The sequence below is a fragment of the Xanthomonas nasturtii genome, assembly GCF_023337365.3.
Classification (GTDB): domain Bacteria; phylum Pseudomonadota; class Gammaproteobacteria; order Xanthomonadales; family Xanthomonadaceae; genus Xanthomonas; species Xanthomonas nasturtii.
The window spans coordinates 1,074,313-1,097,305 of sequence record NZ_CP142084.2 but is presented as its reverse complement, the minus strand read 5'-3'; the positions used below and the strand labels follow the sequence as shown (position 1 = coordinate 1,097,305).

Here is a 22,993-nt window from a genome sequence, read left to right as displayed (position 1 = left end):
TGCCACATGGCCACGAATCCCCAATCCCCAATCACGCATCCCTGCTGGTGTGCAGGCGCTTCATTGCTTCGTTGAAATTACCCTCCATCGCCAGCGGCAACACGTCGATGGCAGCGTCTATTGCCATACCGATCGCTGCATCGTCGTCGCGCCCTGCCCGTCCCAGCACCCAGGGCACCACGCGGTCCTTGTGACCGGGATGGCCGATGCCGACGCGCAGACGGTGAAATTTGCCATGCCCGAGCAGGCGAATGGTGTCGCGCAAGCCGTTCTGTCCGCCGTGACCGCCGTCGAACTTGAGCCGCGCCGTTCCGGGCGCCAGATCCAGTTCGTCGTGGGCGACGAGCAACTGTTCCGGCTCGATCTTCCAGAACCGCAGCGCGGCGGTGATCGACTTGCCGCTGAGATTCATGAAGGTGGCCGGCTTGAGCAGCCAGACCGGCTGTCCTGCGATATCGACCCTGGCGGTCTCGCCGAACAACTTGCTGTCCAATGCCCAGCGGACGCCACTGCGTTCGATGAGGGCATCGACGAAACGAAACCCGGCGTTGTGCCGGGTTTGCGCGTGTTCCGGGCCCGGATTCCCAAGCCCGACAATCAGTCGAGGTGCAGACATGCCAGTGGCCGTCGCCGATTCCCCGCCTATGCGAGGAATCGGCCAACGGGTTACTTGGTCTCTGCGCCTTCGCTGCCTTCTTCGCCGGCAGCGTCTTCTTCCTCGATGCGCACGTGCTTGGCAGCAACCACTGCCACGTCGTGCTCCTTACCCAGCTTCAGCTCCGGAATTTCAACACCGGCCGGCAGCTTGATCTCGGACAAGTGGATCACGTTGCCCACTTCCAGTGCACCGAGGTCCACTTCGATGAACTCCGGCAGATCCTTCGGCAGGCAGACCACCTGAACTTCGTTGAGTTCGTGGGTGACGACCACTTCGCTGGACTTACCGGCCGGCGAGGCTGCTTCGTTGATGAAGTGCAGCGGCACGGCAGCACTGAGCTTCTCGTTGGCGCTGACGCGCTGGAAGTCGATGTGCATGATCAGCTGCTTGAACGGATGGCGCTGCATGTCACGCAGCAGCACCTGCTGCACGTCGCCATTGAGGTTCAGGTCCAGGATCGACGAGTAGAACCACTCGTTCTGCTGGGCGAGCCAGATCTGCTCGTGGTTGAGCTGGATGCTGACCGGCTCGAGTTCGCCACCGTACACGATGGCCGGAATGACGCCAGCGTGACGCAGGCGGCGGCTCGCACCCTTCCCCTCGTCAGCGCGGCGCTCGACCTTGATTTCATGAGTCTTTGCCATTGGATTTCACTACCTAGTTTGGAACACCGCCTCGCGGCGATGAAGCGTCTCACCCGCGACCAGGTGAGACGTGTGGCGGCGCCCGGGACTCCGGGCACCGAATGGGGCGTCAGTCGACGTAGAGCGAGCTGACCGATTCGCCGAAGGCGATACGGCGGATGGTCTCGGCCAGCAGTTCGGCCACGCTCAGCTGACGAATCTTGGCGCAGGTGCGCGCGGCTTCGTTCAACGGAATCGTGTCGGTGACCACCAGCTCGTCGAGCTGCGAATTGTTGATGTTGTCCACCGCCGGGCCGGACAGCACCGGGTGGGTGATGTAGGCCACGACCTTGAGCGCGCCGCGCTGCTTCAGCGCTGCGGCGGCGGCGCACAAGGTGCCGGCGGTGTCGACCAGATCGTCGACCAGCACGCAGGTCTTGCCCTGCACGTCGCCGATGATGTTCATCACGGTGGCGACGTTGGCGCGCGGACGGCGCTTGTCGATGATGGCCAGATCGGCATCGTCCAGGCGCTTGGCGACGGCGCGTGCACGCACCACGCCGCCCACGTCCGGCGACACCACGATCAGGTTATCGGTGCCGTAGGCGCGCCAGATGTCGGCCAGCAGCAGCGGCGAGGCGTAGACGTTGTCGACCGGCACATCAAAGAAACCCTGGATCTGGTCGGCGTGCAGGTCGACCGTCAACACGCGGTCAGCTTCCATCGCGCAGATCATCTTGGCGGCCACCTTGGCAGTGATCGGCACGCGCGAAGAACGCATGCGGCGATCCTGACGCGAATAACCGAAATACGGGATCACCGCGGTGACCGACTGGGCGCTGGCGCGCTTGAGCGCGTCGATCAGCACCAGCAGCTCCATCAGGTTTTCGGCGCTCGGCGCGCAGGTCGGCTGGATGACGAACACTTCCTGCCGGCGCACGCTTTCTTCGATCTCGACCTGCACTTCGCCATCGGAAAAGCGCGTGACCAACGCCTTGCCCATGCGAACGCCCAGTTCCTTGCAGATGCTCTGGGCAAGCGGCTTGTTGGCATTGCCGGAGAACACCAGCAGATTACGTTGGTCTTGCATGAGATCTCTCGGGGCGGCGGCAAAGAGCGTGCGGGTCGATGGTGGAGCAGGACAAAGCCGAACCAATGCCGGGCTTTTCGTTCAATTCCCGCGCAAGGATGCGCGAGATGTTGCAGAAGGATCTGCAGTTGAAACTCTTGCAGGTGGACCTGCCTTTCTCGACAAACTGGCAGGGGCGGTAGGATTCGAACCTACGAATGCCAGGATCAAAACCTGGTGCCTTGGGCCTCTTGGCGACGCCCCTGCATCAAAACTTCATCGCATCCAGTGCGTCGAGCAACGGCGAGTGCGCTGCACCCTCCACCACCCACGCCCGCAGGTTGCCCGGCAACCGCGCCAGCGCCTGCTCTGCAGCAGCGCACGTGGCGAACTCGACGAAACACCCACTCCCCGACCCGGTCAGCCGCGCCGAACCGACCCTGGAAAGCGCCTGAAACACTGCCTCGACAGCGGGTTCGCGGCGCCGCAGAACCGGCTCGAACGCATTGTCGAGCAGAGAACCGGAAGCGAAGTCCGCTATTTTCGCGGGCGCAGCATCCCGCGTCAATTCCTGTGATCGAAATAACGCCGGTGTCGGCACGTGAACACCCGGATCGACCAGCAGATAGGCCGCTTCCGTCAGGGCGATCGGGGTCAATTGTTCGCCCACCCCTTCGGCCCAGGCATTGCGGCCACGCACGAACACCGGCACATCAGCACCCAACTGCAGACCCAATTCGGCCAGGGTATCGGTCGCCAGACCCAGGCCCCACAAGGCATCGAGCGCCACCAGCACGGTCGCCGCGTCCGAGGAACCGCCACCGAAGCCGCCGCCGGCCGGGATGCGCTTGTCGACCCGGATCTCTGCGCCCACCCGGGTGCCGGCTGCCGATTGCAGCAGGCGCGCGGCGCGGATCACCAGGTCATCGTCTTCGGCCACACCGGGCAAACTCTCGCCGATGCGCCGGATCTGGCCGTCGCTGCGCACACGAAGATGAATGGTGTCCCCCCAATCCAGCAGCCGGAACACGGTCTGCAACAGGTGGTAGCCATCGGCGCGGCGCCCGGTGATCTGCAGAAACAGGTTGAGCTTGGCCGGCGCTGGCCACGCCGACCAATCGCTCCCCGGCGTGTCCATCAGGGCGACACCGTCCACTGGTCGACCAGCAGGCGCACCTTGGCCTCGCCCTGACGGGCTTCGATCCGCTGCGGCAGCTCGGGCTGGCCGCCGCTGGCTGGCGTCCAGGCCAGGAATTCGATGGTCCAGCCGTCCTGCTGCACGGTGCGCGGGCGACCGGCGGCGTCCAGATCGACCCGTGCGGCACCCGCATTGGCATCGGCTATGCGCAGCGCGCGCACCCAGTCCGGCATCTGGTTGACCGGGATGGTCCAGCCGGTGGCCTCCAGCAACACCTGCTCGGCATCGGGGCCACTGCGCGGGCCGCCCTCCAGCCCTTCCAGCCGACCAGCGCCGCTGGTGGTGTCACCGGTAAGCACCCAGCTCTGCCGGGTGACCGGGGCGCTGAGTTGCACGCGGTAGCGCGGGCCGTCCTGCTGCCAGTCGATACGGCCACTGCCGCCATTGCGGTCCTTGCTGATCGCCACCCGGCCCTGGAACGACCAGTCGCGGTGCGCCTGCAGCCATTCTTGGCGCGCCGCTTCGGCCTGGCGGGCGCTGTCGGAGACCTGCTCGACCACCGCTGCGCCACCGCCCTGCCCGCGCGGCACGCTGACGCACGCCGACAGCCCGACCAGCACCAGCCCGCTCAGGGCCAGTGTTCGGATCGACCCGGTCATAGCCCGAACTTTTCCACGGCGCGCTGCAGCGCGCGGTTATCGGGATCGATGCGGCGCGCCTCGTCGAAATAGCGCCGAGCCTCGTCCTGTTTGCCGCTGACCCACAACACCTCGCCAACGTGCGCGGCGATTTCCGGGTCTTTGACCAAGGCCCAGGCGCGACGCAGCTGCACCAGGGCTTCCTTGGTGCGGCCCATGCGGTAGAGCGCCCAGCCATAGCTGTCGACAATGGCCGGGTTGTCCGGGTCGGCGGTGCGGGCGCGGTCGATCAGCGCCAGCGCCTCCTTGTAGCGGGTGGTGCGGTCGGCCAGGGTGTAGCCCAGCGCGTTCAGGGCCGCGACATTTTCCGGTTCGGCCACCAGGATCTTGCGCAGGTCGGCTTCGGCACGCGGCACATCGTCGCGCCGCTCCCAGGCCAGCCCGCGGGCGTACAGCAGCGCGCTGTCGTCCGGGTAAGCCGCCAGACCACGTTCGAACGCATCCAGCTCGCCCGGCGCATCCTCGGCGCGCTGATGCAGCTCGGCTTCGAGCACGTAGGCGTCGCGGCGGGCGTCGTCATCGGCACTGGCATCGCCCTGCAAGGCCCGCGCCTCGGCAAGCGCTTCGGGCTTGCGGCCCAGTTCATACAGCGCGCTGGCGGCGCGTAGCCGCGCCTCGCTGAGCTGCGGGCCACCCGGCACGCCGCGATACCACTCCACCGCCTCGTCGTAACGCTTGAGGAACTCGGCGATCTTGCCCAGCAGCAGGCGGCGGTCCGGGTCGGGCTTGGTGGCGTTGCTCTTGAGCTCGGCGTACAGCGCTTCCAGCGCACTGCGGTCTTTTTCCTTGGCCAGCATCGAGGCACGCAAGCCGTAGGTCGGGGTGTCCTGCGGCCCGGTCGAGAGCACGCGCGCGGCGGCCTCGGTCTGGCCCATGGCGTCATAGGCGAAGGCCAGCGCGCCACGCAACTCGGAGTCTTTGACAGCCTGCGGCTCGACGTTCTTCAGCAGCGCCAGCGCCTCGTCGCTCTTACCCTCCTGCTGCAGCTGGGTGGCGTGCAGCAAGGCCACACGCGGTTCTTCGGGGAAGCGGCGCACTACTTCGTCGACGATGCGCTTGGCCAGCGCCGGGCGCTCCATGCGCAGCGCGAGGCGGCCGAATTCCTGCCAGACTTCGATCTGATTGGGAATGGCGCCGGCCTTGACCAGGCCTTCGAGCACGTCGGCCGAGGCTTCCGGCTCGCGGCCGCCGTTGGCCAGGGCGATCAACGCAAAGCGCCAGCCGCGCGGGTCGGGCTCCTTGAGCAGGCCGAGCAAATCGCGGCGGGCGGTGCGCAGGTCGTTGCGGCGCAAGGCCAGCGAGGCCTCGGTACTGCGCATGGACATCGACGAGGGCGCGCGCGCACGCCACAGCGCCAGCGCTTCGATCGCGCGCGGGTCGTCGTTGGCCAGCATGGCGATGCGGGCCGCGCGCTCGGCCAGCCCGGCGTCGCCGGCTTCGGCCTTGGCGGCGTCCAGATAGGCGCGGGCGGCATCGTCCAATTGCCCGGCCTGCAAGGCAAACTCGCCAGCAAGCACAGGTTCCAGCGAGGTCGTGCCGGCAGCCTTGGCAGGCGGCGCGGGCGGTGCTTTCTTGGGTGCTGCGGTGGCACTGGCGGAGACTGCTACCAGCAAAAGAACACACAGGATGCGAATCGGTACAGGCATCGGGGGCAACCGGGCCGTAAAATGGGGCCCTGAATGGCCGCCAGCTTATCGCAAGCAACTGAACAATGACGTTGTGGGTGCTCGGACTGAATCACCAGACCGCACCTGTGGACCTGCGCGAACGCGCGGCGTTCGCAGGTGATGCGCTGCCGCGCGCGCTCGAATCGTTGCGCGCGCTGCCGCAGGTAAGCGAGGCCGCGCTGCTGTCCACCTGCAACCGCACCGAGTTGTATGCGATGGCCGACGACGCGAAGGCGCTGGCAGGCTGGCTGGACGCGCATGCGCCAGGACTGAGTGGCTATCTGTACCAGCATCAGGATGCCGACGCGGTGCGTCACCTGTTCCGCGTCGCCACCGGGCTGGATTCGATGGTGCTGGGAGAGCCGCAGATTCTGGGCCAGGTGAAGGACGCCTGGGCGGTGGCGCGCGCGCATGGTGCGCTGGGCAGCGGGCTGGACCGGTTATTCCAGCAGACCTTCTCGGTGGCCAAGCGCGCGCGGACCGACACCCGGGTCGGCGCCAATCCGATCTCGGTCGCCTCCACCGCGGTGCGGCTGGCGCAGGAATCCTTCGCACGGCTCAACGAATCCACGGTCTTGCTGATCGGCGCCGGCGAGACCATCGAGCTGGCTGCCAAGCATCTGAGCGAAGGTCGCGTGCGGCGACTGTTGATCGCCAACCGCACCCTCGCCCACGCACAGACGCTGGCCAGCCAGCACGGCGGCTACGCGTTGCCGCTGAGCGATCTGGAACGGCACCTGGCCGAGGCCGATGTGGTGTTCTCGGCCACCGCTGCGCGCGAGCCGCTGGTGACCCGCGTGCAGGTGGAACAGGCCTTGCGCGCGCGCAAACGCAAACCGATGCTGCTGTTCGACCTGGCGGTGCCACGCGATATCGAGGCCTCGGTGGCCGAGTTGAGCGATGCCTACCTGTACACGGTGGACGATCTGGAACGCGCGGTCGAAGACAACCGCCGCGGCCGACGCGAAGCCGCCGACCAGGCCGAAGCCATCATCGACCTGCAGGTGGCGCGCTATGTGGAAACCCTGCAGGCCAACGCGCGCCAGGCACCGCTCAAGCGGCTGCGCGCCTTCGGCGACACCACCCGCGACGAGCTGTTGGCCAAGGCACGCCAGCAGTTGCACAACGGCAAACCGGCCGACGAAGTGCTGGAGCAGCTGGCGCATGCGCTGACCAACCGCTTGCTGCACCCGCCCACCGCCGCGCTGCGCGATGCCGCGCTCACCAACGATCTGGAATTGACCAACGCAGCCGACCGGCTGTTTCCGGAAAAACCGGGTTACCAACATCCCCCTGTAGCTACCCCGATCGTGAGGACTGATGACGCCGACCCTGCGCCGTAAGCTCGAAGCGCTGGCAGAGCGCCGCGAAGAACTGCAGCACCTGCTCTCGGACCCCGACGTGGTCAACAACAACGACAAGTTCCGCAGCTTGTCGCGCGAACTGTCGCAGCTGGAGCCGGTGGCCGTGGCACTGGAAGACGAAGCACGTGCCAAGGCAGACCTGAGCGCGGCCGAAGCCATGCGCAACGACCCGGAAATGCGCGAGCTGGCCGACGAGGAAATCGCTGCCGCGCAGGCGCGCCTGGAAGAGCTGGATGCGCAGCTGGCCTTGCTGCTGGTACCGCGCGACCCGCGCGATGAGTGCAACCTGTTCCTGGAAGTGCGCGCCGGCACCGGCGGCGACGAAGCGGCGATCTTCGCCGGCGACCTGTTCCGCATGTACGCACGCTACGCCGAGCGCCAGGGCTGGAAAGTGGAAATCGAATCCGACAGCCCCGGCGAACACGGCGGCTACAAGGAAGTGGTGGCGCGCGTGGTCGGGCGCGGTGCGTATTCGCGCCTGAAGTTCGAATCCGGCACCCATCGCGTGCAACGCGTGCCGGCGACCGAATCGCAGGGCCGTATCCATACCTCGGCCGCGACGGTGGCGATCATTCCAGAAGCCGATGATGTGGAAGAGATCGTCATCAATCCGGCCGATCTGAAAGTGGATACGTTTCGTTCCTCCGGCGCCGGCGGCCAGCACGTCAACAAGACCGAATCGGCAATCCGCATCACCCATGTGCCCAGCGGCGTGGTGGTGGAATGCCAGACCGAGCGCAGCCAGCACGCCAATCGCGACAAGGCGATGAAGCGGCTGAAAGCGCAACTGGTGGAAGCCGAGCGCAGCAAGGCCGCAGCTGCCGAAGCGCAGACGCGCAAATTGCAGGTTGGCAGTGGCGATCGTAGCCAGCGCATCCGCACCTATAGTTTTCCGCAAGGCCGCATCACCGATCATCGCGTCGAAGGGCTGACCTTGTACGACCTGCCCAACATCATCGAAGGCGATCTGGACGCGTTGATCGCGCGGCTGCTGCACGAGCATCAGGCCGACGAACTGGCACGGTTGAGCGAGAGCCCGTGAATGCGCAGGTCCCGCGCGAGCTGCTGCAGCTGCGCGAGGCGGTACGACGCCAACCCGGCGATTTCGTCGCCTGGTTGATGCTGGCCGATGCCGAGCTGGGCATGGGCGCAACCGCTGCCGGCGAGGCAGCCGTGCAGCGCGCGCTGGTGCTGCACCCGGGCCATCCCGAAGCGGTGGCGCGGCTGGGCCGGGTGCGCTGGGCGCAGCAACGCCATGCAGAAGCCGCCACCTTGCTGAGGCAGGCCTCGGACCTGGTGCCGCAGCATCCGGGTATTGCGCTGTGGCTTGGGCATGCATTGGAAGATGCCGGCCAACCGGAGCAGGCGGCGGCCGCCTATACGCGTGCGCATCAGCTGTTGCCCGACGAGCCCTATATCACCGCGCAATTGCTCAATTGGCGACGTCGCCTGTGCGATTGGCGCGAACTGGAATCGCTGGCTGCGCAGGTCCGTACCGCCGTGGCGCGGGGCGAGGCGGCAGTGGAGCCGTTCGCGTTTCTGAGCGAAGACGCCAGCGCGGCCGAGCAACTGGCGTGCGCCCGCACCCGTGCGCAGGCGATTGCCTCGTCTGTGCGCCCGCTACCAGCGGCGACGGTACGCAGCCGCGGCGCACTACGGCTCGGCTTCGTTTCCAATGGCTTTGGCGCGCACCCCACCGGCTTGCTGACCGTGGCCTTGTTCGAAGCGCTGCAGCGACGTCAGCCGGACATGCAGGCGCACCTGTTCGCGACCAGTCATGACGATGGCAGCGAGATCCGTGAGCGCCTGGCGCAGGCGACGCGCCTGCACGACGTCACCGCACTGGGGCACCTGGCGACCGCACAACATATCCGCGAGCAGGGCATCGATCTGTTGTTCGATCTGCGCGGCTGGGGCGGTGGCGGACGTCCGGAAGTGTTCGCGCTGCGGCCCGCACCGGTGCAGCTCAATTGGCTGGCGTATCCGGGCACCTCGGGTGCGCCTTGGATGGACTATGTTCTGGGCGATGCAGTTGCCTTGCCGCCGTCGCTGGAGCCGTTTTACAGCGAACAGGTGCTGCGCCTGCCGCGCGTGTTTCAACCGTCTGACACCACGCGCACGGTTGCCGAACCGCCACCGCGTGCGGAGTGCGGCTTGCCCGAGCAGGGTATGGTGCTGTGCTGCTTCAACAACACTTACAAGCTCAATCCACGCAGCATGGCGCGCATGCTGGCGGTGTTGCGCGAAGTGCAGGACAGCGTGCTGTGGCTACTGTCCGGCCCGGGCCAGGCCGATGCACGATTGCGCGCGGTGGCGCAGGCGCAGGGCGTGGATCCGCAGCGCCTGGTGTTCATGCCCAAGTTGCCGCATCCGCAGTATCTGGCGCGCTATCTGCATGCGGATCTGTTTCTGGACACGCATCCCTACAACGCGCACACCACGGCCTCCGATGCGTTATGGGCGGGCTGCCCGGTATTGACCACGCCGGGGGAGACGTTTGCGGCGCGCGTGGCTGGCAGCCTGAATCGGCATCTGGGGCTGGATGAGATGAATGTTGCCGATGACGCTGCGTTTGTCGCCAAAGCAATCGCGTTGGTCAGCGACGCGGAGGCCTTGCGTGGCGTGCGCGCCCGATTGGCGGAACAACGCCTGCGCAGTGGCGTTTTCGATATGGACGGGTTTGCCGATGATCTGGCCGCGCTGCTGCGTAGCATTACGCAGCGCAGTGGGTGGCTGGGGGTTTAGCGGTTGGTGTCGGAGGTTAGTTGTTGGAGGTTGCGAGCTGGCCCTCGCTACCGTGTGCGAGCGTGAGATGGTATCGCTGGAGGCGTTGCCGAGAGCTACGTATAAGTACGGATGCTCTATTGCCTTCTCCCATCGGGACATTGTCCCCCTCCATGGGGGGAGAAGGTGGCGCTTAGCGACGGATGAGAGTGCGACTACTGCAATATTCCCGGCCACCGTACCTCGCCCCAACCCCTCTCCCGGCGGGAGAGGGGCTCAGAGCGATGCGTCGGCTCACGCCGGTAGTTGGGCGCTACATGCCACTTCACACCACAACGCTGTACCCGGCCGTCCAGGCTCGCTAGGCTGCGCGCATGCCTCCCAATCTCGATTTCATACCCCTGCGCCTGTGCGTGCTGACCGTGTCCGACAGCCGCACCCTGGCCGATGACCGCTCCGGCGATTACCTGGCCGATTCCCTCACCCGCGAAGGCCACGTGCTGCACGAACGTGCGCTGTGCCCGGACGACCGTTACCGCATGCGCGCGATCGTGTCCGGCTGGATCGCCGATGCACAGGTCGACGGCATCCTGATCACCGGCGGCACCGGTTTTACGGGCCGCGACAGCACACCGGAGGCGATCACCCCGCTGCTGGACAAGGTCATGCCTGGCTTCGGCGAGATGTTCCGCGCGATCAGCGTGGCAGAAATCGGCACTTCCTCGCTGCAATCGCGCGCATTCGCCGGGCTTGCCAATCACAGCTTCGTGTTCTGCCTGCCCGGCTCCACCTCGGCCTGCCGCACGGCGTGGGAAAAGATCGTGCGCGCGCAGCTGGATGCGCGCACCAAGCCCTGCAATCTGGCGACATTGCGTCCACGCCTGGGCGAATAGCCTGCGTTTTCTATCGCTGTGGGAACGCGCATGTCGCACCTGAAACGCAAGGCCTACAAAAAGTTGCTGGCGCCGCTGCAATTAGAGCTGGTCGACATGGCGCGCTGGCTGCGTTACACCAACCAGCGTGCCCTGGTGCTGGTGGAAGGCCGCGATACTGCCGGCAAGGGCGGTGTGATCCAGGCCATCGCCAGCCATCTCAACCCGCGCCAGTGCCGCGTGGTGGCGCTGCCCAAACCCAACGACCGCGAAAGCACGCAGTGGTATTTCCAGCGTTACGTGACGCATCTGCCGGCCGCCGGCGAATTGGTGCTGATGGACCGTAGTTGGTACAACCGCGCCGGCGTCGAGCGCGTGATGGACTATTGCACCGACGCGCAATACACCGCGTTTCTGGAGCAGACACCGCAGTTTGAACAGATGCTGGTCGACGACGGCATCCTGTTGTTCAAGTACTGGTTGTGCGTGGACCAGGCCGAGCAGGAAAAGCGCTTTGCCGAACGCCGCGAGGACCCGCTGAAGGGCTGGAAGCTGTCGCCGGTGGACCTGCAGTCACGCGCCAAATACGACGATTACACCGCCGCCCGCGAACGCATGCTGGAAGCGACGCATACGCCCGATGCACCGTGGACGCTGGTCGATTTCAACGACCAGAAACGTGGCCGCCTGAGCCTGATCCGCGATCTGTTGCACCGGCTGCCGGACACCGCGGTGCCCGACGACATGGTGCAGCTGCCACCCTTGCCAGGCAAGCCGCACAAGGAACGCTACAGCGTGCTGGAACCCATCGACGATTACGCCGGCCAGTCCTGAGAGACTTCGTCGCTGGCCGCAGTGGCACGCGGCAACGGATTCAGGCCGGCCTGACGTTCGGCCTGCTCGGCCTGCAGCACCAACTGGCTCAGGCGCTGACTGAACAACTGCATGAAACCGCGATGCAGCGGGCGCATCGCTTCCATGTAGTCCACGTCGTCGGCCTGCGCGCCGAGCGGGCTGCACGAGGACAGCAGCACTTCGTCCAGACGCAGCGCGCTGTCGGGCAGGCGCACCAGGGCGGCGCGGCGGAGCCAGTCGCGCATGCCTTCGCGGTATTCGGCAGCCAGGATGTAGGCCACTTCGACCTGGTCCAGGTCCACATCCGGGTTCCATGCCAGCACCTGGATCACCTGCGAACGCTCATCCAGCACGCGGCCTTCGGCCACCAGCGCGTGCAGCTGTTGCAGCAGGCGCCATTGCACGCCGGCGGCTTCGCGCTGGGCGGTCGGCATCGCTTCGATGGCCAGCGCCAGACGCCGTGCAAACAACGCCGGCACTTCGGACAGCACGATCGGGCCGGCATCGGCGCCGAGCAGAAAACGTTCGGTGCGCAGCGCGGCGGTGTCGGGCAGGTAGCCGTCCTGCAGCGGACGCATCACGCCGTGGTCGAGCAGCGACAGCACCACGTCCAGCCAGTAACGGCGTTCCTGCTGCAGCGTGCGGTTGGCGGCGGCGTTCTGCCAGGCCTGGCGCACATCATCGAGGCGGACGATGCAGGACTGAGCGTCCAGCCCGTCCCACGGCGCGCGGGTGGCGTCGTTGGGGTCGAAGGTTTCGGCGCTGAGCATGCCGCCACCAAAGCGATGCCAGGCTGCACCGCGCTGGGCCCCGGCCGGGTCCGGTCTGTGGGTAACAACCGCCGCTGCGGTGGCCGGGCGCAGCAGTGCGGCATAGGCATCGGTCCACGAATCAGGCAGACGCGCCGACAGCGGGTAGCTTGCCGAAGGCTGAGCCAGCCCCTGGCGCGCCAGCCGCAGGCTCCACACCACCGCACCGATCACGATTCCGCCGAAGGTCCACGCCAGCAACCAGCTGGTGGCCGCCTGTTCGGGCTGCAGCACGCGGGTATGCGGTTGCAGAAACAGCAGCCAGCCGCTACCCAGCAGGACACCGAGATACAGCCACGGCGCCAGCTGCGCCACATGGCGGTTGCGGCGATGCGCGGGCAGGTCGTGCCCGTCGTTGCGATCTTGAGATGGAGCGGCCATTACATTCCCCGTGCACGCCTGATCGCGTTGACAAGGTTATCGGCGAGGCAATCCAACTCTGTTGCCCTGCTTCAGGGGCGCACGCTCAACCAGTTACAAAGTCTTCAGTCGCCGGAACTGCGCAAGGCGTGCGCGTCACGGAGGCGACGATGGCCGCTGGCGGGCCTTGCTGCAGCCATGCCTGCAATGCGTCCAGGGCTGCTTCGCTGCCGGCGGCGACCACTTCCACGCTGCCGTCCGCCTGATTGCGCGCATGCCCGACCAGGCCGAGCGCAACGGCGCGTTCGCGGGTGGAGGCGCGATACCACACGCCCTGCACCACGCCGCTGACGAGAAAGCGCGCCGCCTGCATCAGCCGGCCTTGCCGGTGATGCCGACCGCGGTTTCGATATCGCGCGCAGTCACCGGGCCGAGAAATTGCTTGGCGACCTTGCCGTCCGGGCCGATCAGGTAGGTCATCGGCAGGCCGCGCGGGGTGGCGAAGTCCTGTGGCGGCTGGTACGGGTCGAGGATTGCGATCGGGTACGAGACCGGGTGGTCCTTCAGGAACGACTGCATGTCCGCGCTGGTGATGTCTTCATAGGCCAGCCCCACCACTTCGATGGTGTCGCGCATGGTGTGCAGCGCCGATAACTCGGGCATTTCCTTCAGACACGGGGCGCACCAGGTGGCCCAGAAATTCACCACCACCCATTTGCCGCGGTGCGCCGCAAGGTCGTAGGTCTCGCCGGTCACGGTCGGCAGCGAGAGCTTGGGCATTTCGGCGGTCTGCTGCACCACCGCGCTGTTGGGCGTTGCGGCCGGGTCGGCAGCTGCGGCCGGCGCAGTCGGCGTCTGGGGGGCGCTGGCAGGCACGGCGCCAGTGCCGGTGGAGGGTGTGCCCTCGCTGGCGGGTTTGCAGGCGGTCAGCAGCAACAACGGCAACAGCAGCGCACAGGCGCCGCGCACAAGACGCACGGTCATGGAGGATCTCCGGGAAGGTGGGTGTAGAGGTCGCCGACCGGTTGCGCCAGCACGCTGCGCAACGGTTGGCGCAGCTGTTCCAGCGCCGCGGCGGCGGCCTGACCGAATGCATCGTCGCGACATGGCAACGGGCGGTCTTCGATCGGTATGCGCAGCTGGCAGTTTTCGTAGAGCTCGGCCAGCGTCACCACGTCCAGATCGCGTGCCAGCAGCCATTGGCCGCGCTCGTCGCGCCGCAGCAGGCGAATGCGCTTGAGTTCGCACAGTAGCTCCTGCATCAAGGTGTCGGTGAGCATCGGCTCCAGCGCAAGAATGCGGTCTTCGTCCAGCCCGTTGCCGTGGATGCGCGCCTGCCGGAAACGCCCCAGCAGGCGCAGCAGGCCGTAGATTTCGAAGCCCGGCGGCAATCGCATTGCCTTGGGCTGGTAACGGAACGCGGACATCGACGAGGCCAGCGAGGCGCCCAGCAGCACCGACACCCAGCTCAGATAGATCCACAACAACAGGATCGGCAATGCCGACAGCGCGCCGTAGATGCGCTGATAGGTCTGGAAATTGCCCAGATAGAAGCCAAACCCCCACTTGACGATTTCCATCAGGATCACCGCCAGCAGCGCGCCCGGCAGTGCATGCCGCAGCCGCACCACATGCTGCGGCACCACGCGGTAGATCAGCACGATGCAGACGAACTCCACCGCCATCGGCGCCAGCCGCCAGGCGAATTCGGCCAGCCATTGGCCCTCGGTTGTGCGGAACAGCGGCAGCGCGAACACGTAGGCGGCCATCGCCATCGAGGCAGCAGCCAGCATCGTGCCCAGCGTCAGCACCGTCCAATAGATCAGGAATCGTGTCACCTTGGGCCGCGCGGCGGCGACCCGCCAGATGCTGTTGAAGGTCTGTTCGATGCTGTGCAGGGTGATCAGCAGCGAAGCCACCAGCGCGACCATACCGGCCACGGTGAACTTGCCCAGGTCTTCCAGCGAACGGTTGAGGTAGTTCTGCACCGAGCGCGCGGCACCGGGCACGAAATTATTGAAGATGAAGTCGGTGAGCGCGTCCTTCCACTCGTTGAAGGCCGGAAACGCCGACAACACACCGAACACCACGATGGCCAGCGGCACCAGCGCAAATACCGTGGTGTAGGCCAGCGAGGCGGCCGCCTGAAACAGCCGGTCATCGAGGAAGCGGCGCCACAGAAAGCGCCCGAAGCTCACCGTCCGCGCGCGGTCGCGCAGACGTTCTTTCCATTGGTGGAGTTTGTTCACACGCGACATCGCGCAAGGGTACCCGATGCGCCGTCATCGCGGCCTTGTCGCACCTGCGACGTGCAGCAAGCCGGCCGCTTGGCCGATACTGCGGCAACTCACACACAGGCGGTAGATGCGCGATGGCGGAGATTCTGGTGCTGTATTACAGCCGTGGCGGCTCGGTGGCGCGGCTGGCGCGGCAGATCGCGCGCGGCATCGGCGAAGTTCCCGGCATGAGCGCGCGGCTGCGCACGGTGCCGCCGGTCGCCGCGGTCACCCAGACCAGTGCCCCGCCGGTGCCGGACGAAGGCGCGCCCTACGTGGACCGTGCCGATCTGGCCGACTGCAGCGGCCTGGTGCTGGGCAGCCCCACCCGCTTCGGCAACATGGCCGCACCGATGAAGCACTTTCTCGACAGCCTGGGCGCCGAATGGGCCAGCGGTACCCTGGCCGGCAAACCGGCAGGCGTGTTCACCTCCACCGCCTCGATGCATGGCGGGCAGGAATCCACGCTGTTGTCCATGCACCTGCCGTTGCTGCATCACGGCTGCCTGATCGTGGGCATCCCGTTCACTGAAGCCGCGCTCAGCCACACCACCAGCGGCGGTACGCCGTATGGCGCCAGCCATGTGTCCGGCGCCGGTGGCGACCCGCAACCCAGCGAGGACGAAACGCTGCTGGCGCGCGCGTTGGGCCGCCGGGTGGCCGATGTTGCGCGGCGGCTGGCAACCCCGTGAGCGTGCGCGCCATGCACTGGCTGCTGAGTGCGGCGCTGCTGGCGCTGGCGGCGTTGTTCGCGGTCTGGTTCCACGACGACCCGCGTCCGCTCGCCGCGCTCATCGTGTTCGTACTGCCGGCCGCGCTGACCGGCGTACTGGCGGTGCGCAGCGCGCGTGCGCGCTTCTGGGCCGGCGTGTTTGCGCTGGGCTGGTTCAGCCACGGCGTCATGGCCGCCTGGAGCCAGCCGCAGGCACGCGCACTGGCATGGCTGGAACTGCTGCTTGCGCTGGCGGTCGTGGGCCTGGTGGGTGGCCCCGGCATGACCGCGCGCTTCGGCGGCAAGCGCAAGGCACGCTGACCGGCCACCGTCCAGCCGCAGGCCCTCTGCGCCGCGGCGCGCTCCGCCGATCGCCACGCGTAAGCGCACGTTTTCGACATCCCTGCTGCTTGCCGCAGGGTCTGCGCTGCCAGCATCTTGGGTGGGCAGTATCATGGCGGCCCCGCGCGCGGCCTGCACCGCGTTGGCCCTACAGGATTGGCAGCAATGGAAGACCTTCTGATCGTCACCACCGGTGGCACGATCGACAAGATCTACTTCGACGATAAATCCGATTACCAGATCGGCGACCCGCAGATCGGCCAGATTCTCAAGGAACTGGGCGTGACCTTCCGCTTTTCGGTGATTCCGATCATCCGCAAGGATTCGCTGCACATCACCGAGGCCGACCGCGAACTGATCCGCGCCACCATCGCCGCCCAGCCGACCCGCCACGTGCTGATCACCCACGGCACCGATTCGATGGTGGAAACCGGCAAGGTGCTGCAGACGATCGCCGACAAGACCATCGTGATGACCGGTGCGTTGAACCCGGCGCGCTTCCGCGGCTCGGACGCGGAATTCAATATCGGTTGCGCGGTCGGCGCAGTGCAGTCGCTGCCGGCTGGCGTCTACATCGCCATGAATGGCCGCATCTGGAATCCGGAAAAGGTGCGCAAGAACGTGGCCGCCAACCGTTTCGAATCGATCTGACACGATGAGCAGGGCCACCCGCGCCACCAAGGCATTGGACGCTGCCGGCATGGGCTACGTATTGCACGCTTATGACTATCAGGCCGATGCCGATGCGAAGGGATTGCAAGCCGCACGTGCGCTGGGGCTGCAGCCGCTCACCGTGTTGAAGACGCTGATGGCGTTGGTCGACGACAAGGCGGTGTGCGTGGTGATTCCGTGCGACCGCCGGGTGTCGTTGAAGAAACTCGCCGGCGCGCACGGCGGCAAGTCGGCAAGTCGGCAAGTCGGCACGCATGATGGAGGTGGCCGATGCCGAACGGCGCACCGGCTACAAGGTCGGCGGCATCAGCCCGCTCGGTCAGCAACGGCAGGCGCCGGTGCTGGTCGAAATCACCGCACTGGATGCACCCGCGCTATGGATCAACGCCGGGCAGCGCGGCTTGCTGCTGGAATTGCCCGGCGCCCAGTTGCTACAGGCGCTCGCCGCACGTGCCTGTGCGCTGTGCGAGTAGACGCGTCACCGCGCCGCCGCGTGCACCGGTTGGGTATGCGTTTGCCTGGCTCAGCATCCTGCTTACGCGGGACATCTCAGCCCGACATCGATGTCGGCTTCAACCTTCAACCGATGTCACGCCACGCTGTGCGCAGCCACTGACGACTGCCCACGGCACCACGCTCGTCAGCGCTTCCGGGCGCGGCAGCAACGCCGCGTCGGTACTCATCAATACGCCGCAGTCACGCTGACCGCAGAGAAGCCCAACGTGGCCTTCAAACGGACGTAATAGACGCCCGCCGCGGGCGCTGCCAGCGTGCAGCTGTCGCCATTGCCCGGCAGCATGCTGCGGCAGCTGTATGCAGCATCGGTCGGTAACGCACCGGCCCGCAGCAAGAGATCGGCGTTGCCGCTGCCACCGGCAAGCGTGACCTTGAGCGTGCGCGTGCCGGCCGGCACGTTGACCTGGTAATACAGCGAATCGGAGAGCGCTGCGCTCAGCCCCGTGCGTGCCACATTCCTGCTCAAGATGGTCGATGCGATCACCGCCGCCACCGCACCATCGGCATTGACCAGACCCGCACCGCAGCCCTGCGCGCAGGCAACCGGCAGCGGCCGGGCGCTGCTCTTGAGCAAGGCCTTTACCGTTGCAGGGGTGAGCGGATTCAAGGCCACCGACTGCATCAGCGCCACCACGCCGGCCACATGCGGCGCCGCCATCGAGGTGCCGCTGTAGATCGCATAGGCGGCATTGCCCGGTACCGTGGTTCCGGTATTGAGCGTGGACACGATCGATTGCCCGGGCGCTGCGATATCCACACCCTTGCCGAAGTTGGAGAAGCTGGCCTTGGCGCCGGCCGAGGTGGTGGCCGCCACTGCGATCACGTTCGGGCAATTGGCCGGCACGCTGGTGGAGACATCCATATTGCTGTTGCCGGCCGCCACGACCACCGCGCTGCCGCGCGTCACCGCAGCGGTGACGGCGTTGCTCAGCGTTGACGAGCAACTGCCGTAGCCGCCGAGCGAGAGATTGATCACCGTGGCCGGATTCGGGTTGGCTGGCACGCCATTGACCTTGCCGCCTGACGCCCAGACGATCGCATCGGCGATGTCGGACATGTAGCCGCCACAGCGTCCCAACACCCGCAACGGCAGGATCCTGGCGTTGAAGGCGGTGCCGACCACACCCACCGCGTTATTGCCGACCGCCGCAACGATGCCGGCCACATGCGTGCCATGCCAGCTGGAATTGGAGGCCGACGCACTGGGCCCGCATCCGTTGGCGGCGGTCCAGTCGCCCTGGTCGGTGGCGGTGGCATCGCGCGCATTGCCGTCGCGCGCGGTGGCCGGGTCGATGATGAAGTCGTAACCGGGCAGCACGTTCGCGGCCAGATCCGGATGGTTGGTGATGCCGGTGTCGATCACCGCCACCACGATGCCCTTGCCGGTGGAGCGGTCCCAGGCCGGACGCACATTGAGGGTGGCGGCGGTGGCCCCCATCGCCCACTGCTGCGGCACGCCCGGGTCGTTGGGCACCAGCAATGGCCGCATCAGGATGTCTACTTCCACACGCTTGACGGCCGGGTCTGCGGCCAGGCGCCGCATCAGGCTTTCCGAATCCACGCGGTCCAGCTTGCGGTCGGCCACCAGCAACATCGGGCCGCTACTGAGCCGGCGCGTGGCCGACAGGCCCAACGCGCGTCCGCGCGCTTCCGGCACCGCGCGCGCAATGTCGCGCCAGGGTGCAGACAAGCCGGTCGCCCGGCTGCTGCCGACGCGGTCCTTGTAGCTGACGATGAAGCGCTGATGGGCGCTGCTGGAGTTCAAGCCTTGCAGGCTGACCTCGCCAGCGGCGGCATGAAACGTGCATGACAGCGCACAGACGAATGCGACGCGGCGCAATACGGCAGCTGAGTGATACGGCATGAATCCATCCCTCCCCAAGGAACTGGCAACCCGGATGGCAACGCGCTAGCACCACCGCACTGCGCTTTGCCTAATGCGTGGGCATGCATACCTCCGTGCCTCACGTGGGCTGGCTATCGGCGTGCCGCAGGCGACGCTGAAGCGGCCAATCTTCGCTGGCGAGCGCTTCATTCAGCCGGCGCGGCCGGCGCTGTCTCGCAGTCCAGCAATTGCCGCTGCCCAGACGCACACTGCCCCGCCGAAGCGGGGCAGTGCAGGTTTCAAGACACCGACAGCTGCGTCGGGGTTGGCCCGACGTCGATGCCGGCAAGAGCGCCGGCATCCAGTGTGTCAGCGCAGCCTTACGGGGTCTGGCTGACCGCGCCGGCCGCGTTGACGATGCCGGCACCGCAGCCGCCCGAGCAGGCGCCCGGCAATGGGCGTGCGGTGGTCTTCAACAGGGTTTCCACTGCCGCCGGGGTCAGCGGACGGCTGGCCACCGACTGCACCAGCGCGACCACGCCGGCCACGTGCGGTGCCGCCATCGAGGTGCCGTTGTAGGACGCGTAGCTGGCGCTGCCCGGCGTGGTGGTGCCGCTGTTCAAGGTCGACAGGATCGCCGAGCCCGGGCCGGAGATATCGATGGTGCTGCCGAAGTTGGAGAAGCTCGAACGCGCGCCGGACGAGGTGATCGACGCCACCGAGATGACATTGGCGCAGCTGGCCGGGGTGAAGTTGGCCACGTTGACATTGCTGTTGCCGGCCGCCACCACCACCGTGGTGCCGCGCGACACCGCACCGTTGATGGCGTTCTGGTAGGTGGCCGAACAGGTGCCGTTGCCGCCCAGCGACATGTTGATGACTTCGGCCGGGTTGGCGTTGGCCGGTACGCCGGACACGCTGCCGCCGGAGGCCCACACAATGGCGTCGGCAATATCGGAGGTGGCGCCACCGCACAGGCCCAGGGCTCGGATCGGTACAACGCGCGCATTGAACGCCGTACCGGCCACGCCGCTGTTGTTGTTGGTCACCGCCGCGATGGTGCCGGCCACGTGGGTGCCGTGCCAGCTGGAGTTGGCGGCCGTAACGCCGGAACCGCACTGATTGGCCGCGCGCCAGTCGCCCTGGTCGGCCGGGTTGTTGTCACGCCCGTTGTTGTCGCGCGCGCGCGCCGCATCGCTGATGAAGTCGTAACCCGGCAGCACGTTTGCATTGAGGTCCGGGTGGCTGGTGATGCCGGTGTCGATCACTGCCACCACCACGCCGGTGCCGGTGGCGGTGTCCCAGGCCGGGCGCACGTTGATGCTCGACGCGGTGGTGCCGAAGCCCCATTGCTCGGACAGACGGGTGTCGTTCGGGGTCAGCACCGGGTACATGATCTGGTCGATTTCCACGTAGTCCACGCTGGGGTCGGCGGCGATGCGGCGCATCAGCGTTTCGGCTTCGGCACGGTCCAGGCTACGGTCGGTCTTGAGCACTTCCGAACCCAGCGCCGTGCGGCGCACATGGTTCAGGCCCAGCGCACGGCCGGCGCGTGCCGGCACCGCGCCGGCAACGGAGTTGAGCGATGCGCGCATCGAGGTCGGGCTCACTGCCGGGCTGCTACCGTCCTTGTATTTGACGATGAAGCGGTCCAGCGTTGGCTGCGAATCCAGCCCGGAAAGATTGACCTGACCGGCGAACGCCGGCACGGCCAGCAGGCAGGTCAGTGCGGTAACACCAAGGACTACCAGCGCGCGCGTGGGCACACGACGTTGCGAGACATTGGACATCGATCATTCCTTATTGGAGAGGTGCCGCAGCTGCGGCGAGAGGGCCGAGCCTTCGCCGCGCGCTGCGGATCAGGGTCGGAAACTGCACGGGCGCCAGGCCCGTCGAACGACTGACCGGTGTCCATCCCGGCCGAGCGGCAACAGCTCGCCTGCGCCTGCCGAAACGGCAGACCCAAGCGGGACATCGCAGATGGGGTTACAGCGAGGAGACGGCGTTCCCTGGCGGCATGGCCAGGGAACGCAGCCAACGATTGAGCGACTAGTAGCTGGCGCTCAAGGTCACGCCGGAGAACGTGCTGTAGGCCTTGACCCGCACGTAATAGATTCCCGACGGCGCGGTGATGCTGCAGGTTTCGGCATTACCGCTGCGGTACGGACGGCAGGTGTAAACGGTGTCGGTGGGCGCACTGCCGGCCCGCACGTACAGATCCGCATCGCCGCTACCGCCGCTGGTGGCCACCGTCAGCGTGCCGCTGCCGGCCGGCACGGTGATGGTGTAATTCAGCTCCGCACCGGTGGCCGCGCCGAGACCGGTGACCGGGGTACCGTTGGTCAGGGTGTTGCCGGTCCCGCCACCACCGCCACCGCTGTTGCCCGCAATGGCCGCCGTCACCGCCGCATCGGCATTGACGATGCCCGCACCGCAACCGCCCGAGCAGGCGCCCGGCAATGCGCGGGCGGTGTTCTTCAGCAGCGTTTCCATCGCAGCCGGCGTCAAGGCGCTCGGCGCGACCGACTGCACCAGCGCAACCACGCCGGCCACATGCGGCGAAGCCATCGAGGTGCCGTTGTACGAGGCGTAGCTGGCGTTGCCCGGCGTGGTGGTACCGCTGTTGAGCGTGGACAGGATCGCCGAACCGGGCGCGGAGACATCGATACCGGCGCCGAAGTTGGAATAACTGGCCTTGGCGCCGGTCGAGGTGGTGGCCGCCACCGCGATCACGTTGGCGCAGTTGGCCGGCAACGAGCCGGACACGTTGGCCGCGCTGTTGCCGGCCGCCACCACCACCGTGGTGCCACGCGAGACCGCACCGTTGATCGCGTTCTGCATGGTGGACGAACAGGCGCCGCCGCCGCCCAGCGACATGTTGATGACTTCGGCTGCGTTCGCCGACGACAGCGTCGGCACTCCCGAAACGGTGCCGCCCGAAGCCCAGATGATGGCATCGGAGATATCCGACAGCGAACCGCCGCACTTGCCGAGCACGCGCACCGGGATCACCTCGGCGCCATAGGCAGTACCGGCCACGCCGTTGGCGTTATTGGTCACTGCGGCAACCGTGCCGGCGACGTGGGTCCCGTGCCAGCTGGAGGTCGCCGCCGGAATGCCGGTGCCGCACTCGTTGGCGGCATACCAATCGCCCTCGTCGGCGGGATTGCTGTCGCGCCCGTTGCCATCGCGCGCGGTTGCCGAGTCGCTGATGAAATCGTAGCCGGACAGGACGTTGGCGTTGAGGTCGGGGTGGCTGACGATGCCGGTGTCAATGACCGCCACGCGCACGCCAGCACCGGTGGATTTATCCCACGCCGAGCGGATATTGAGGCCGGCATTGGTGGTGCCAAAAGCCCACTGCTCGGACAGGCGGGTGTCGTTGGGGGTCAGCGTGGCGTGCAGCATCTGGTCCACTTCCACGCTCTGCACGTTGGGGTCGGCGGCCAGCTGGCGCATCAGGATTTCGGCTTCGGCGCGGTCCAGCGCGCGGTCGGCCCGGATCAGTTCCGGCCCCACCGCCAGGCGGCGCACGCTGTTCAGGCCCAGCGGCTTACCGGCCCTGGCCGGCAGCGCACGCGCCGCGTTGCGCAAGGAGCTGCTCAACACGCTCGGGCTGCTCAGGGCGCTGCTGCCGTCCTTGTAGGTCACGATGAACTTCTGGTGGGTCTGCGCGGTGGCCAGGCCTCCCAGGTAGACATCACCTGCGAATGCCGGGGTTGCCAGCAACAGCGAGATGAGTGCCGATGCACCCAGGATGCAGAGCGCACGGTTGCGCGGACGAAACGACGCATTGGACATCGAATTCCCTTC

The 22,993-nt window shown here is 66.8% G+C and carries 22 protein-coding genes, 1 tRNA gene and 1 pseudogene; 10 read left to right on the top strand and 14 right to left on the bottom strand.

The genetic code is table 11. The annotated features are described in order from the left end of the window. Positions 1-31: 31 nt before the first annotated feature. From pth to M3O59_RS04685, 3 genes are all read right to left on the bottom strand, one after another. Positions 32-616 (bottom strand): aminoacyl-tRNA hydrolase, encoded by a 585-nt coding sequence (pth, locus tag M3O59_RS04695; RefSeq protein WP_116905543.1) that lies wholly within the window; start codon positions 614-616, stop codon positions 32-34. 50 nt (positions 617-666) lie between these two features. Further along, on the bottom strand, positions 667-1,302 hold the full coding sequence (locus M3O59_RS04690; RefSeq protein ID WP_116905542.1) for a 50S ribosomal protein L25/general stress protein Ctc: 636 nt from the start codon (positions 1,300-1,302) through the stop codon (positions 667-669). 109 nt (positions 1,303-1,411) lie between these two features. Then, positions 1,412-2,371: a ribose-phosphate diphosphokinase gene (locus tag M3O59_RS04685; RefSeq protein ID WP_010367308.1), complete on the bottom strand. Its 960-nt coding sequence runs from the start codon at positions 2,369-2,371 to the stop codon at positions 1,412-1,414. 38 nt (positions 2,372-2,409) lie between these two features. Here M3O59_RS04685 and M3O59_RS04680 point away from each other — a divergent pair, with 38 nt between their 5' ends. Then, positions 2,410-2,553 carry a hypothetical protein gene (locus M3O59_RS04680; protein WP_373418997.1) on the top strand — a complete coding sequence of 48 codons (144 nt, stop codon included), beginning with the start codon at positions 2,410-2,412 and terminating at the stop codon, positions 2,551-2,553. Here M3O59_RS04680 and M3O59_RS04675 read toward each other — a convergent pair. The 4 genes from M3O59_RS04675 to M3O59_RS04660 form a co-directional block, all read right to left on the bottom strand. Continuing rightward, a tRNA-Gln gene (locus tag M3O59_RS04675) sits at positions 2,539-2,615 on the bottom strand. The two genes, M3O59_RS04680 and M3O59_RS04675, sit on opposite strands and share 15 nt — an antisense overlap. A 3-nt stretch (positions 2,616-2,618) precedes the next feature. Next, complete coding sequence (gene ispE, locus M3O59_RS04670) at positions 2,619-3,506, bottom strand: 4-(cytidine 5'-diphospho)-2-C-methyl-D-erythritol kinase (RefSeq protein WP_147308472.1); 888 nt, start codon at positions 3,504-3,506, stop codon at positions 2,619-2,621. Beyond that, complete coding sequence (gene lolB / locus M3O59_RS04665; RefSeq protein ID WP_116905540.1) at positions 3,488-4,147, bottom strand: lipoprotein insertase outer membrane protein LolB; 660 nt, start codon at positions 4,145-4,147, stop codon at positions 3,488-3,490. Before lolB ends, ispE begins: the two co-directional genes overlap by 19 nt. Beyond that, positions 4,144-5,832: a tetratricopeptide repeat protein gene (locus M3O59_RS04660; RefSeq protein WP_116905539.1), complete on the bottom strand. Its 1,689-nt coding sequence runs from the start codon at positions 5,830-5,832 to the stop codon at positions 4,144-4,146. Before M3O59_RS04660 ends, lolB begins: the two co-directional genes overlap by 4 nt. Before the next feature lie 65 nt (positions 5,833-5,897). Between M3O59_RS04660 and hemA the strand changes: the two genes are divergently transcribed. The 5 genes from hemA (at position 5,898) to ppk2 (ending at position 11,647) form a co-directional block, all read left to right on the top strand. Next, a complete protein-coding gene (gene hemA / locus M3O59_RS04655) occupies positions 5,898-7,196 on the top strand; it encodes a glutamyl-tRNA reductase (protein ID WP_064634185.1) in 1,299 nt (432 codons plus the stop codon). Next, the gene (gene prfA, locus M3O59_RS04650) at positions 7,174-8,259 is read left to right on the top strand and encodes a peptide chain release factor 1 (protein WP_064634184.1); all 1,086 of its coding nucleotides are present in this window, start codon (positions 7,174-7,176) and stop codon (positions 8,257-8,259) included. Before hemA ends, prfA begins: the two co-directional genes overlap by 23 nt. Beyond that, positions 8,256-9,962 (top strand): O-linked N-acetylglucosamine transferase, SPINDLY family protein, encoded by a 1,707-nt coding sequence (locus M3O59_RS04645; protein WP_116905538.1) that lies wholly within the window; start codon positions 8,256-8,258, stop codon positions 9,960-9,962. Before prfA ends, M3O59_RS04645 begins: the two co-directional genes overlap by 4 nt. Positions 9,963-10,315: 353 nt before the next feature. Next, positions 10,316-10,834: a molybdenum cofactor biosynthesis protein B gene (gene moaB / locus M3O59_RS04640; protein ID WP_116905537.1), complete on the top strand. Its 519-nt coding sequence runs from the start codon at positions 10,316-10,318 to the stop codon at positions 10,832-10,834. 30 nt (positions 10,835-10,864) lie between these two features. Further along, complete coding sequence (gene ppk2 / locus M3O59_RS04635; protein WP_116905536.1) at positions 10,865-11,647, top strand: polyphosphate kinase 2; 783 nt, start codon at positions 10,865-10,867, stop codon at positions 11,645-11,647. On the opposite strand, the gene M3O59_RS04630 is transcribed toward ppk2, so the two are convergent. The 4 genes from M3O59_RS04630 to M3O59_RS04615 all read right to left on the bottom strand — a co-directional run bounded on the left by M3O59_RS04630 (position 11,629) and on the right by M3O59_RS04615 (position 15,095). Continuing rightward, on the bottom strand, positions 11,629-12,858 hold the full coding sequence (locus M3O59_RS04630) for a hypothetical protein (RefSeq protein WP_064634180.1): 1,230 nt from the start codon (positions 12,856-12,858) through the stop codon (positions 11,629-11,631). The two genes, ppk2 and M3O59_RS04630, sit on opposite strands and share 19 nt — an antisense overlap. An 85-nt stretch (positions 12,859-12,943) precedes the next feature. Continuing rightward, positions 12,944-13,210, bottom strand: a complete 267-nt coding sequence (locus tag M3O59_RS04625; RefSeq protein ID WP_064634179.1) for an acylphosphatase — start codon at positions 13,208-13,210, stop codon at positions 12,944-12,946. Beyond that, positions 13,210-13,821, bottom strand: coding sequence for a TlpA family protein disulfide reductase (locus M3O59_RS04620; RefSeq protein WP_064634178.1), 612 nt, complete (start codon positions 13,819-13,821; stop codon positions 13,210-13,212). The genes M3O59_RS04625 and M3O59_RS04620 overlap by 1 nt, the downstream gene beginning before the upstream one ends. Next, on the bottom strand, positions 13,818-15,095 hold the full coding sequence (locus tag M3O59_RS04615) for a YihY family inner membrane protein (protein WP_064634177.1): 1,278 nt from the start codon (positions 15,093-15,095) through the stop codon (positions 13,818-13,820). The genes M3O59_RS04620 and M3O59_RS04615 overlap by 4 nt, the downstream gene beginning before the upstream one ends. Positions 15,096-15,208: 113 nt before the next feature. On the opposite strand from M3O59_RS04615, the gene wrbA reads away from it, so the two are divergent. From wrbA to M3O59_RS04595, 4 genes and pseudogenes are all read left to right on the top strand, one after another. Then, complete coding sequence (wrbA, locus tag M3O59_RS04610) at positions 15,209-15,805, top strand: NAD(P)H:quinone oxidoreductase (protein WP_064634176.1); 597 nt, start codon at positions 15,209-15,211, stop codon at positions 15,803-15,805. Then, the gene (locus M3O59_RS04605; RefSeq protein WP_116905535.1) at positions 15,802-16,146 is read left to right on the top strand and encodes a DUF2069 domain-containing protein; all 345 of its coding nucleotides are present in this window, start codon (positions 15,802-15,804) and stop codon (positions 16,144-16,146) included. Before wrbA ends, M3O59_RS04605 begins: the two co-directional genes overlap by 4 nt. Before the next feature lie 186 nt (positions 16,147-16,332). Further along, the gene (locus M3O59_RS04600) at positions 16,333-16,818 is read left to right on the top strand and encodes an asparaginase domain-containing protein (protein WP_039411242.1); all 486 of its coding nucleotides are present in this window, start codon (positions 16,333-16,335) and stop codon (positions 16,816-16,818) included. Between the two features lie 4 nt (positions 16,819-16,822). Beyond that, positions 16,823-17,312 (top strand): annotated as a pseudogene (locus tag M3O59_RS04595) (YbaK/EbsC family protein). 209 nt (positions 17,313-17,521) lie between these two features. Here the strand turns inward: M3O59_RS04595 and M3O59_RS04590 are convergent. From M3O59_RS04590 to M3O59_RS04580, 3 genes are all read right to left on the bottom strand, one after another. Then, positions 17,522-19,219 carry a S8 family peptidase gene (locus M3O59_RS04590; RefSeq protein WP_116905534.1) on the bottom strand — a complete coding sequence of 566 codons (1,698 nt, stop codon included), beginning with the start codon at positions 19,217-19,219 and terminating at the stop codon, positions 17,522-17,524. A gap of 341 nt (positions 19,220-19,560) precedes the next feature. Continuing rightward, complete coding sequence (locus M3O59_RS04585) at positions 19,561-20,970, bottom strand: S8 family peptidase (RefSeq protein WP_181920510.1); 1,410 nt, start codon at positions 20,968-20,970, stop codon at positions 19,561-19,563. Positions 20,971-21,229: 259 nt separating this feature from the next. Next, positions 21,230-22,981, bottom strand: a complete 1,752-nt coding sequence (locus M3O59_RS04580; RefSeq protein ID WP_064634172.1) for a S8 family peptidase — start codon at positions 22,979-22,981, stop codon at positions 21,230-21,232. Positions 22,982-22,993: the final 12 nt, after the last annotated feature.

What these genes read in the sequence shown, in the direction of transcription:
- M3O59_RS04620 (WP_064634178.1), bottom strand. Translation starts at nt 13,821, where the DNA reads ATGACCGTGCGTCTTGTGCGCGGCGCCTGTGCGCTGCTGTTGCCGTTG.
- M3O59_RS04630 (WP_064634180.1), bottom strand. Translation starts at nt 12,858, where the DNA reads ATGGCCGCTCCATCTCAAGATCGCAACGACGGGCACGACCTGCCCGCG.
- M3O59_RS04625 (WP_064634179.1), bottom strand. Translation starts at nt 13,210, where the DNA reads ATGCAGGCGGCGCGCTTTCTCGTCAGCGGCGTGGTGCAGGGCGTGTGG.
- M3O59_RS04600 (WP_039411242.1), top strand. Translation starts at nt 16,333, where the DNA reads ATGGAAGACCTTCTGATCGTCACCACCGGTGGCACGATCGACAAGATC.
- M3O59_RS04660 (WP_116905539.1), bottom strand. Translation starts at nt 5,832, where the DNA reads ATGCCTGTACCGATTCGCATCCTGTGTGTTCTTTTGCTGGTAGCAGTC.
- M3O59_RS04580 (WP_064634172.1), bottom strand. Translation starts at nt 22,981, where the DNA reads ATGTCCAATGCGTCGTTTCGTCCGCGCAACCGTGCGCTCTGCATCCTG.
- ppk2 (WP_116905536.1), top strand. Translation starts at nt 10,865, where the DNA reads ATGTCGCACCTGAAACGCAAGGCCTACAAAAAGTTGCTGGCGCCGCTG.
- prfA (WP_064634184.1), top strand. Translation starts at nt 7,174, where the DNA reads ATGACGCCGACCCTGCGCCGTAAGCTCGAAGCGCTGGCAGAGCGCCGC.
- moaB (WP_116905537.1), top strand. Translation starts at nt 10,316, where the DNA reads ATGCCTCCCAATCTCGATTTCATACCCCTGCGCCTGTGCGTGCTGACC.
- M3O59_RS04585 (WP_181920510.1), bottom strand. Translation starts at nt 20,970, where the DNA reads ATGTCCAATGTCTCGCAACGTCGTGTGCCCACGCGCGCGCTGGTAGTC.
- M3O59_RS04615 (WP_064634177.1), bottom strand. Translation starts at nt 15,095, where the DNA reads ATGTCGCGTGTGAACAAACTCCACCAATGGAAAGAACGTCTGCGCGAC.
- M3O59_RS04680 (WP_373418997.1), top strand. Translation starts at nt 2,410, where the DNA reads ATGGTGGAGCAGGACAAAGCCGAACCAATGCCGGGCTTTTCGTTCAAT.
- hemA (WP_064634185.1), top strand. Translation starts at nt 5,898, where the DNA reads ATGACGTTGTGGGTGCTCGGACTGAATCACCAGACCGCACCTGTGGAC.
- lolB (WP_116905540.1), bottom strand. Translation starts at nt 4,147, where the DNA reads ATGACCGGGTCGATCCGAACACTGGCCCTGAGCGGGCTGGTGCTGGTC.
- M3O59_RS04685 (WP_010367308.1), bottom strand. Translation starts at nt 2,371, where the DNA reads ATGCAAGACCAACGTAATCTGCTGGTGTTCTCCGGCAATGCCAACAAG.
- wrbA (WP_064634176.1), top strand. Translation starts at nt 15,209, where the DNA reads ATGGCGGAGATTCTGGTGCTGTATTACAGCCGTGGCGGCTCGGTGGCG.
- M3O59_RS04690 (WP_116905542.1), bottom strand. Translation starts at nt 1,302, where the DNA reads ATGGCAAAGACTCATGAAATCAAGGTCGAGCGCCGCGCTGACGAGGGG.
- M3O59_RS04590 (WP_116905534.1), bottom strand. Translation starts at nt 19,219, where the DNA reads ATGCCGTATCACTCAGCTGCCGTATTGCGCCGCGTCGCATTCGTCTGT.
- pth (WP_116905543.1), bottom strand. Translation starts at nt 616, where the DNA reads ATGTCTGCACCTCGACTGATTGTCGGGCTTGGGAATCCGGGCCCGGAA.